Annotated in this window: 9 protein-coding genes; 3 read left to right on the top strand and 6 right to left on the bottom strand. The window is 73.3% G+C overall.

Annotated features, from left to right (window positions below; translation table 11 throughout):
- Nucleotides 1-588, bottom strand: a 588-nt coding sequence (locus tag VK640_08875) for a phosphotransferase (protein ID HTE73298.1), incomplete at its 3' end; no start/stop codon positions are given.
- 27 nt (nt 589-615) lie between these two features.
- Between VK640_08875 and VK640_08870 the strand changes: the two genes are divergently transcribed.
- Complete coding sequence (locus VK640_08870; GenBank protein HTE73297.1) at nt 616-3,087, top strand: FAD-dependent oxidoreductase; 2,472 nt, start codon at nt 616-618, stop codon at nt 3,085-3,087.
- A 27-nt stretch (nt 3,088-3,114) separates the two neighbouring features.
- On the opposite strand, the gene VK640_08865 is transcribed toward VK640_08870, so the two are convergent.
- Nucleotides 3,115-4,308: a spermidine/putrescine ABC transporter substrate-binding protein gene (locus VK640_08865; GenBank protein ID HTE73296.1), complete on the bottom strand. Its 1,194-nt coding sequence runs from the start codon at nt 4,306-4,308 to the stop codon at nt 3,115-3,117.
- A gap of 258 nt (nt 4,309-4,566) precedes the next feature.
- Between VK640_08865 and VK640_08860 the strand changes: the two genes are divergently transcribed.
- The gene (locus VK640_08860; protein HTE73295.1) at nt 4,567-6,234 is read left to right on the top strand and encodes a substrate-binding domain-containing protein; all 1,668 of its coding nucleotides are present in this window, start codon (nt 4,567-4,569) and stop codon (nt 6,232-6,234) included.
- Nucleotides 6,235-6,237: 3 nt separating this feature from the next.
- On the opposite strand, the gene VK640_08855 is transcribed toward VK640_08860, so the two are convergent.
- From VK640_08855 to VK640_08840, 4 genes are all read right to left on the bottom strand, one after another.
- Nucleotides 6,238-6,450, bottom strand: coding sequence for a DUF2277 domain-containing protein (locus VK640_08855; protein HTE73294.1), 213 nt, complete (start codon nt 6,448-6,450; stop codon nt 6,238-6,240).
- A gap of 300 nt (nt 6,451-6,750) precedes the next feature.
- Nucleotides 6,751-7,536 (bottom strand): DUF899 domain-containing protein, encoded by a 786-nt coding sequence (locus VK640_08850; GenBank protein ID HTE73293.1) that lies wholly within the window; start codon nt 7,534-7,536, stop codon nt 6,751-6,753.
- 10 nt (nt 7,537-7,546) lie between these two features.
- Nucleotides 7,547-8,215 carry a DNA methyltransferase gene (locus VK640_08845; protein ID HTE73292.1) on the bottom strand — a complete coding sequence of 223 codons (669 nt, stop codon included), beginning with the start codon at nt 8,213-8,215 and terminating at the stop codon, nt 7,547-7,549.
- Nucleotides 8,212-8,898 (bottom strand): gamma-glutamyl-gamma-aminobutyrate hydrolase family protein, encoded by a 687-nt coding sequence (locus VK640_08840; GenBank protein ID HTE73291.1) that lies wholly within the window; start codon nt 8,896-8,898, stop codon nt 8,212-8,214. The genes VK640_08845 and VK640_08840 overlap by 4 nt, the downstream gene beginning before the upstream one ends.
- Nucleotides 8,899-9,031: 133 nt before the next feature.
- Here VK640_08840 and moeB point away from each other — a divergent pair.
- A partial coding sequence (gene moeB, locus VK640_08835) for a molybdopterin-synthase adenylyltransferase MoeB (protein ID HTE73290.1) occupies nt 9,032-9,956 on the top strand: 925 nt, incomplete at its 3' end.

Genomic DNA, 9,956 nt, shown 5'->3' with positions numbered 1-9,956 from the left:
GACGAAGTTGGCCGCGAGCAGGTCGTTGTTGCACGGCACGGTCGGCTCAGGACGTACGGCCAGTGCCTGCTGCACGCGCGCCACCTGAGGGGCGAAGTCCAGGTATCTCGCCGGCATCCGGTAGCCGCGCTCCAGCACGATCCGCTGGTAGCGGCGCTGGACCTCGAACATGTCGAAGTCCGCGACGAACCGCGGCCCGGCGTGCAGCATCCGGACGGCCGTCGCCGCCCGCACCAGGTTGGCGTCGACGTGCAGGTCCTCCGCCCTCAGCGTCCGGCCTTCCACCCACTCGACGACCAGCGCCTGGTGGTGCGGCAGGTAGGCGAGGACGGCCGGGGCGGCACCGCTCTCGGCCGCGCGCAGCGAGTTGGCGTGCTCCGCGTCGCGGTCGATCGCCAGCAGGTCCCCGTCGCTGCTGGAGAGCCGGACGACCGCGGTGCAGCGCGGCGTCGTCACCTTGAAGTTCACGTTGGTGAGCCCGCCCTCGAGCGGCTCGACCGTCCGCGGCTCGTCGCGCAGGAGGTCGAGCTCGTCGACCACCTGCTGCAACCGCTCGGCCGTGCCGGCCACGTCAGACACGTCAGCCACGTCGCCGGAACCTACTAGGCTCCGCCCGTGCCGGCCGAGCGATCGTTGCCCGACGCCGCGCGCGTCGTCGTCATCGGTGGCGGCGTCGGGGGAGCGAGCGTGGCCTTCCACCTCGCCGAGCTGGGCCGGACCGACGTCGTACTGGTCGACCGGTCCGAGCTCACGAGCGGCTCGACCTTCCACTCCGCCGGGCTGGTCGGGCAGCTGCGGGCCGACCCGACGCTGACCCGGATGAACATGTACTCCGTCGAGCTCTACCGGCGGCTGCAGCAGGGCGACACCCCGCCCGGCTGGGTCGAGTCCGGCGGCATCCGCCTCGCCTCGTCGCCCGAGCGGATGGAGGAGATCCGGCGGCAGGTGGGCTGGGCGACGGCGTTCGGGCTGGACCTGCAGGAGATCAGCGCCGCCGAGGCGCACGACCTGTTCCCGCTGATGGACCCGGCCGGCGTCGTCGGCGCGGCCTACCTGCCCAGCGACGGCTACCTCGACCCGTCCCAGCTGTGCTACTCGCTGGCCAACGGCGCCCGCGCGAAAGGCGTGCACGTCCACCCGCACACCCGGGTCGTCGGGATCGACACCGAGCGTGGCCGGGTCACCCGGGTGCGCACCGACCGGGGCGACATCCTGTGCGAGGTCGTCGTCAACTGCGGCGGCATGTTCGCCGCCGAGATCGCGCGACTGGTCGACGTGCGCGTGCCGCTGGTGCCGATGTCGCACCAGTACGTCGTCACGGAGCCGCTCCTGCCGCCGGGCAGCGCCCCCCTGCCGACGCTGCGGGACCCGGACCTGCTCGTCTACTGGCGCCAGGAGGTCGACGGCCTGGTCATGGGCGGCTACGAGCGCGACCCGGCGCCCTGGACGGCCGACCTGCGGAGGTACGACGCGATCCCGGCCGACTTCAACGGGCGCCTGCTGCCGGAGGACTGGGACCGCTTCGAGGAGATCACCGCCAACTCGCAGGTCCGGGTGCCGGCGATGGCCGACGTCGGGCTGCGCAAGGTCATCAACGGCCCCGAGGCCTTCACGCCGGACAACGAGTTCGTCCTCGGCGAGACCGAGGTGGACGGCTTCTTCGTGGCGGCCGGCTTCTGCGCGCACGGCATCGCCGGAGCCGGCGGCATCGGCAAGGTGATGGCCGAGTGGATCGTGTCCGGCGACCCGGGCTTGGACCTGTGGCACATGGACGCGCGGCGCTTCGGCCGGCAGTACAGCTCGCCGTCGTACACGCTGAAGCGGACGATCGAGACCTACGAGACCTACTACGACATCGTCTACCCCGGTCACGAGCGCGAGGCCGGCCGCCCGCTGCGCACGGCGCCGGCCTACGAGTGGCACCGTCAGCACGGCGCCTCCTTCGGTGAGAAGGGCGGCTGGGAGCGGGTCAACCACTACGAGGTCAACGCGACCGCGGGCGACGAGGCGGAGCGGCCGATCGGCTGGGCCGGCCGGCTCTGGTCGCCGGGCGTCGGCGTGGAGCACCGGGCGACCCGCGAGACGGCCGCGCTGTTCGACGAGTCGTCCTTCGCCAAGCTGCTGGTCAGCGGCCCCGATGCCGCGGACCTGCTGCAGTGGGTGTGCGACAACGACGTCGCCCGCGGGGTGGGCGACGTCACCTACACCCAGGCGCTCAACCAGCGCGGCGGCATCGAGTCCGACGTCACGGTGACCCGGCTGGAGGACGACGCCTTCCTGGTCGTCACGGGCACCGCCTTCGGGTCGCACGACCTGTCGTGGCTGCGCCGGCAGGCGCGCCGGCGCAGCGCGGTGGTGCGCGTCGAGGACGTGACGAGCAGCCTCGTGACGTACGCGCTCTGGGGTCCGCACGCCCGCCGCGTCCTGCGCGAGGTGACCGGCGCCGACCTCTCCAACGATGCGCAATCCTTCATGACCGCGCGCGACATCTCGGTCGACGACGTGCCGGTGCGGGCGCTGCGGGTGACCTTCGCCGGTGAGCTGGGGTGGGAGCTCTACGCCCCGAGCGAGTACGGCGTCCGGCTCTGGACCGCGGTCTGGGAGGCCGGCCAGGAGCACGGGCTGGTCGCCGGCGGCTACCGGGCGATCGAGAGCCTGCGGCTGGAGAAGGGCTACCGGGTCTGGAGCACCGACATCACTCCGGAGACCGACCCCTGGTCGGCCGGGCTGGGCTTCTGCGTCAGGCTCGACAAGCCGGGCGGCTTCGAGGGTGCCGACGCGCTGCGCGCGATGAAGGAGCAGGGGCCGCCGGCGCAGCGGCTGCGCTGCCTCACCCTCGACGAACCACGGGCGGTCGCCCTGGGCGGCGAGCCGGTGCGTGTCGACGGCGAGGTGCTCGGCCGCGTCACGTCGGGCGGATACGGCTACACGGTGCGGCGCTCGATCGCGTTCGGCTACCTGCCGGCCGAGGCGTCCAGGCCCGGCACCCGGATCGAGGTCAACGTCTTCGGCGACTGGGTGCCCGGCGAGGTGACGACGCAGCCGCTGGTCGACCCGAAGGGCGAGCGGGTCCACGCCGACGGCTGAACCCCGTCCGCTGAACCCCGTCGGACCTCAGGCCTCGGTCAGGGCGGAGAACGCTTTGCGCAGCCGTACGTCGTCGTCCTCGGCCAGCGACTGGAACTGGTAGCTGCGGTCGAGCACCGAGGCGTCCGGGAAGATCAGCGGGCTGAGGGCGAGGTCGGGGTCGATGCGCTGCATCTCCTCCTGGGCGCCCTCGACCGGGCAGATGTAGTTGACCCAGGCGGCGACCTTGGCGGCGACCTTCGGGTCGTAGTAGTAGTCGACGAGCTTGGCGACCGCGGCGCCCTTGGTCGAGGCCCGCGGCACGAGCATGTCGTCCGACCAGATCATCAGGCCCTCCTCGGGCACCACGAACTTGATGTTCGGGTTCTCGAGCTGCATCTGCAGCACGTCGCCGGACCAGGCCAGGCAGGCGGCGATCTCGCCGGTGCGCAGGCCGCGGACGAAGTCGTTGCCGTAGAAGCTCGACACCTGCCCGGTCTCCTGCAGTTCGCCGATCCGGTCGACCGCGTCCTCGACGTCGCGGGTGACCAGGTCGGTCGGGTTGCCGCCGGAGGCGAGGACGACCATGCCGACGGTGTCGCTGAACTCGGTGAGGAAGCCCACCCGGCCGGCCAGGTCGGAGCGCTCGATCAGCTCGGAGACGCTGCCGATGGCCCGCTCGACCCGGCGCGCGTCGTAGGCGATGCCGGTCAGCCCGGCCTGCCACGGCATGGAGAAGTCCCGGCCGGGGTCCCAGTCGGGCTCGGACAGCGCGGCCACCAGGTTGGCCGAGTTGGGGATCAGCGACCGGTCCAGGCGTTGCACCTGGCCGGCCCGAACCAGCCGGGCTGACATCCACGAGGTCAGGGCCATCACGTCGTAGCCCACCGGCCGGCGCTTCGCCAGGTCGCCCTCGATGCCGTCGACGAACTCCTGGTTGTCGTTGATGTCCTCGCGGTAGTCGACCTGGATGCCGGTCTGGTCGGTGAACGCCTCGAGCGTGGGGCGCTGCTCGGGGTCGTCGTCCGCGACGTCGATGTAGTCGGGCCAGTTGGCCCAGGTGATCGCTGCCGCCGTGCCGGAGGGCTGGTCCGGGGAGGGGCTGGCCGTCCGGCCTGCGGCGCCGTCGGCGTCGTCTGGGTCGTCACCGGAGCAGCCGGCCGCCACCCACAGGGCCGCGAGGGCGGTGCTGCCCAGGACGGCGCGCCGGCTCGGCCGTGCTCGCCCGCCGTCCACCCGCACCTGACGCTCCCTGCCGGCTCATCCGTGGGTCGCCGCGCGACCGGACCGGGCCATGATGGTGCCCGCGGTGACCACGGGCAAGGCGCACGCCGGCGTTGCCGCAGGTGAGGGGCGGTTTGACAGGCGCGCCAGGTGCGGCAACGCTCCCTCTCCGTGGAACCGGGGCAGTCGGGGCGGCACGAGCGGGCGGCGCGCGTCACCGGCTCGCGCAGCCACCGGCGCCAGCCGCGACGCCCGCGGAGACCCCTCCTCGGGGCGATGGCCGGGCTGCTCGTCGTGGCTCTGGTCGCGGGGCTCGCCCTGACCTGGCCGTTCGGCGGCTCGACGGACGCCGCGGGGGAGACCTGCCAGGGCGGCACGGTCGTGCGGGTCGCCGCCGACCCCCAGGTGGCCCGCCTCGTCGACGAGGTCCTGACCTCGGCCGGTCCCGACGACGCCGGCTGCGTCCCGGTCGGGGTCACCGCCCGCCGCTCCTCCGAGGTCGCCTCCGAGGTGTCCCGGCGCACCGGCCAGGGGTTCTCGGCGCCGCTGCCCGACATCTGGGTCCCGGACTCGTCGCTCTGGCTGGCCGTGGCGCGGAGCACCGACGTGGGCACCCGGCGCATCGTCGGCCAGCCCCGCTCGATGGTGACCAGCCCGACGGTGATCGCGATGCAGCGGGACGCGGCCGAGGACCTCGGCTGGCCGTCGGAGCAGCCCGGCTGGTCGACCCTGACCGCAGCCGGGTCGGGGCTGCGGGTCGCGATGACCGACCCGTCGAAGGACGGGCCGGGTCTCGCCAGCCTGCTGGGGGTCCAGGCGGCCGGCAGCTCGGCGGCCGGCGGGGCAGGGGCCGCCCTGGCCGGCTTCGCCCGGACCGTCTCGGTGCCGGTGCTCGGCGACGACGACCCCCTGGAGTCGGTCGCGTCCGGCGACTGGGACGCCACGCCGACCACTGAGCAGGAGGTGGTCGCCCACAACGCCGGCGACGGAGCCGACGGTGCCGACGGTGCCGACGGTGCCGACGGTGCCGAGCTCGTCGCCGTCTACGACGGGTCGACGCCCACCGCGCAGGACTTCCCGGTCGTCGTGCTCGACGCCGACGCCGCGGGCGGCCTGCCGCGCGCCACCGCCCGCGCGGTCGCCGACCTGAAGGCCGCCCTGCTCGCCCCGGATGCCGAGGAGCGCTTCGCCGAGGCCGGGTTCCGCACCGGGGAGGGCCGGCTCTCCGACGACGTCGGTCCGGACCAGGGGGTGCTGCGGGCGGCCGTGTCCCTGCCGTCGCCACCGTCCGACGACCGGGTCAACGGCGTCCTCGAGGCGTGGTCCGGCCTCGGCCGACGCGGGCGGGTGCTGGTCGCGATCGACGAGTCCGGGTCGATGGCCGGGCGGCTGCCCGGCAGCCAGCTGACCAAGAGCGACCTCGCCAAGCGCGCCCTGACCGTCGCGGTCGGCGCGGTGGCGCCGGACAGCGACATGGGGCTGTGGAGCTTCACGTCCGCCCGCGGCCGGGACTACGACGTGCTGGTGCCGCTCGGATCGGTGTCGGACCAGGTCGACGGGACCACCCGCCGGGCCGCCCTCGGCCGGGCCGTCGCGCGTCTGCGCCCCGAGGTCGGCGGCGGCACCGGCCTCTACGACACCACGCTCGCCGCGTTCCGCAGCGCGTCCGACAGCTATGCCTACGGGCGGCTCAACGCGGTGCTGATGATCACCGACGGCCAGAACGAGGATCCGGGGAGCATCAGCCTCACCGGTCTGGTGGACAGCCTCCGCCGGGAGTACGACGGGGTGCAGCCGGTGCGGATCATCACGATCGCCTACGGCGCCGACGCCGACGTGTCCGTCCTGCAGCGCATCGCCGACGTCACGGGTGGGGCGACGTACCGCACGGTGGACGCCGACGACGTGGGTCCGCTGTTCGCCAGGGCCCTCGCCGAGCTCTGAGGCTCAGCCCCGGGCGCCGACCCGCAGGTCCGCGAGCAGGGCCCGGGTCGCGTCGGTGACGTCCGCGACCGCGCGGTCGAACACCTGGGCGTTCGCCGGGCTCGGCGAGCGGAAGCCGCTCACCTTGCGGACGTACTGCAGGGCGGCGGCCCGCAGGTCGTCGTCGGCGACGTCCTCGGTGAACGGCGGGCGGAGCGTCTTGATGCTGCGGCACATGGCCCGCAGCGTACGTCGGCACGCCGGTCTCGGGGGAGCACCGCCGCTGCTCGGCCCGTCACCCTCCCGGCCCTCAGGTCCCAGGGCCCGCCGCTCCGGAGACGGGACGCGGTCACAAGGCCGCGCAACGTCTCCGGAGACGCCTTTGGCGGCCGGTCGCCGGCGGCAGGCGATCTTCCGGTTCTCGGCGTTCCTCCTCCGGAGACGGATCGCGGTCACGATGGAGCGCAACGTCTCCGGAGACGCCTCGAGCGGCCGGTCCACCCCTGCAGGCCGCCGCCGGTCCGGTCGAGCTGCGACTCAGGTGTCGTACTCGTCCGGCAGGCGCATCGCCGGGCCGCCCACCTGCAGGCCGAGCGGCGTGGCCCGTCCCTGTGGCTCCTCCCACTCCTCCTGCCGCCCCAGGGCGGTGAGGTCGAGGTACTGGTAGCCGTTGTGGAACTCCTCGATGCCGCGACCGAAGGTCGAGTAGGTGTGGAAGACGTCGTCACCGACCCGCAGGAATGCGCTGATCCCCGGCATCTCGGTGCCGCGCATGTCCTCCGTCCAGCCACCGCCGGTCCACGGGGTGCCGGCCTCGGCGAGCTCGGCCTCGGTGCGGAAGTGCAGCAGCACGGGCGCGACCCGGTCGTCGAGCGTGGCGTGGAAATCGTAGTTGAAGCTGCTGCAGAAGGACGAGTACCAGGGAAACTCCCAACCCATCCGCTCGCGCAAGGCTGCGAGCTTCTCGTACGGCGCCCGCGACACCGCGACCAGCGTGGTGCTGCGCACGTGCAGCTGGCGCAGCCGGCCGATCCCGTCGGCGGCCGACGCGCAGCTCGGGCAGCCCTCGTCCCAGTCCGGGCCGAACATGAAGTGGTGCATCACCAGCTGCGGCCGGTCGTCGAACAGCTCGAGCAGGCTCACCGGGCCGTCCGGCCCCTCGAACCGGTAGCTCTCGTCGACGCGCACCATCGGCAGCCGCCGGCGCTCGGCGTTGAGCCGGTCCCGCGTCCGGGTGACCTCCTTCTCCTTCGCCAGCAGCTGCCGGCGGGCGGCGAGCCAGTCCTCGCGGGACACCACCTCCGGCAGGTTCCCCATCGTCATCCAGGTCTCCTCAGTCCTTGGCGAACCACAGCAGGTAGTCACCGGCGTGGCCGGGCGGGTGCCGGTCCCAGCACAGGAAGGTCTCCCCGCGGAAGGCCAGGTGCTCCGACACCGCCCGGCCCACGTCCCAGGCGAGCGGGGTCACCACCTCACCGGCCGGCCCGGTCGACACGAGGTTGGCCACGTTGACCACCGCGTGCCCGCCGGGCCGCAGCAGGGCGGCGACCTGGGCGAAGACGGCCGAGACCTCCCGCAGGTAGGTGGGGTAGTGGCCGTCCTCGGTGGCGTAGCCGGTGAGCGGGTTCTCGGGGTGACCGACCGCGGTCATGTACGGCGGTGAGGTCAGCACCAGGTCCACCGGCGCGTCCAGCACCTCCGCGAGCAGGTTGGTCAGCCGCCGGGCGTCGCCCTCGACGACGACCGCGTCCGGGCACCGGTCCCGGACCAGCGAGGCGTGCTCGCCGAGCAGCTCCATCCCGACGGCCCGGCGGCCGAGGCGGGCCGCGACGGCCAGCGTCGTGCCGTAGCCGGCGAACGGGTCGAGCACCACGTCACCCGGGCAGGTCGTGTCCTCGACCACCGCCGCCGCGAGCGCCTCGGTGAAGTGCACGTCGTCCACCTGCCCGGCCGGCCGTTCCGCCGCGAGCTCGTCGGCCCGCAGCAGCAGGTAGGGCCTCACCCCACCGCCCGGACCAGCGCCTCGAAAAGCCGCAGGTCGTCGCCGGCCTCCGGGTGCCACAGGACCCCGACGGCGAAGCGCCGGTCCGGGTCCTCGACGGCCTCGGGGGTGCCGTCGTCGGCCCAGCCGGTGACGGTCAGGTCGCCGGCGGAGGCCAGACCCTGGTGGTGGTACGACGGCACGCTGACCCGGTCGCCGAGGATCTGGTGGACCCGGCTGCCGCGCTCGAGCCGCACCTCGTGCAGCCCGTAGACCCCCCGCGCCGGTCGGTGCCGTTCGTGGCCGACCTCGTCGGGCAGGTGCTGCACCAGGGACCCGCCCCGGAGCACGGAGAGCAGCTGCATGCCGCGGCAGATGCCGAGCAGCGGCAGGTCCCGGCCCAGCGCCGAGCGCATCAGCGGGACCTCGGCCGCGTCCCGCTCCTGGCGCAGCCCGGTCGTCTCGGCGTGCGGCTCCTCGCCGTAGAGCCCCGGGTCCAGGTCGGCGCCCCCGGCGAAGACCACGGCGTCCAGCCGGTCGAGCACGCTGTCGTCGTCCGCCGCGGTGGGCGGCAGGACCACGGCCCGCCCCCCGGCCTCCTCGACCCGCTCGACGTAGCGGAACGGGAGCACGCACGCGGGCATGTCCCAGACGCCCCACGACGCCTGCTCGACGTACGCGGTGATGCCGACGACCGGTGCCACGCCCGCCATCGTGGCAGGTCAGCGGGCCGTCCTCGACGGGGACCGCGGTCCACATGCTGACGGCCGGGAATCCCGGACGCCCCGGAGCAGGTTCACTAGGAGTTCGCCAGATCCCGATCCGGAGGCCGCACCCGTGTCGTACCCCGCCCTCGTGGAGCCCGCCGGCGAGCTGACCGTCGACGAGGTCCGCCGCTACTCGCGGCACCTGATCATCCCCGACGTCGGCATGACCGGCCAGAAGCGCCTGAAGAACGCCAAGGTGCTGGTCGTCGGCGCCGGCGGTCTGGGCTCGCCCGCACTGCTCTACCTGGCCGCGGCCGGGGTGGGCACGCTCGGCATCGTCGACTTCGACGTCGTCGACGAGTCCAACCTGCAGCGCCAGATCATCCACGGCCAGTCCGACGTCGGGAAGCCGAAGGCCGTCTCGGCCAAGGAGTCGATCGAGGAGGCCAACCCGTTCGTCGAGGTGGTGCTGCACGAGGAGCGGCTCGACTCGACCAACGTGTTCGAGATCTTCGAGCCGTACGACCTCATCGTGGACGGGACGGACAACTTCGCGACCCGCTACCTGGTGAACGACGCGGCCGTCCTCCTGCACAAGCCCTACGTCTGGGGCTCGATCTACCGCTTCGACGGCCAGGCCTCGGTCTTCTGGGCCGACGCACCCGGCGGCCAGGCGCCCTGCTACCGCTGCCTCTACCCCGAGCCCCCGCCGCCCGGCATGGTGCCGTCGTGCGCCGAGGGCGGCGTCCTCGGCGTGCTGTGCGCGTCGATCGGCTCGATCCAGGTCAACGAGGCGATCAAGCTGATCACCGGCATCGGCGACCCGCTGGTCGGCCGGCTGATGGTCTACGACGCCCTGGAGATGCAGTACCGCTCGGTGCAGGTCCGCAAGGACCCCGAGTGCCCGGTGTGCGGCAAGAACCCGGAGATCACCCTTGAAACCGGTCTGATCGACTACGAGGCCTTCTGCGGCACCATCAGCCAGGAGGCCGCCGACGCGGCCCGCGGCTCGACCATCTCGGTCACCGACCTCAAGGAGATGGTCGACGCCGGCA

It is taken from the genome of Actinomycetes bacterium (assembly GCA_035489715.1).
In the GTDB taxonomy this organism is placed as follows: domain Bacteria; phylum Actinomycetota; class Actinomycetes; order JACCUZ01; family JACCUZ01; genus DATHAP01.
The sequence above is the reverse complement of the archived record's forward strand: the minus strand, read 5'-3'. Positions and strand labels throughout refer to the sequence as shown.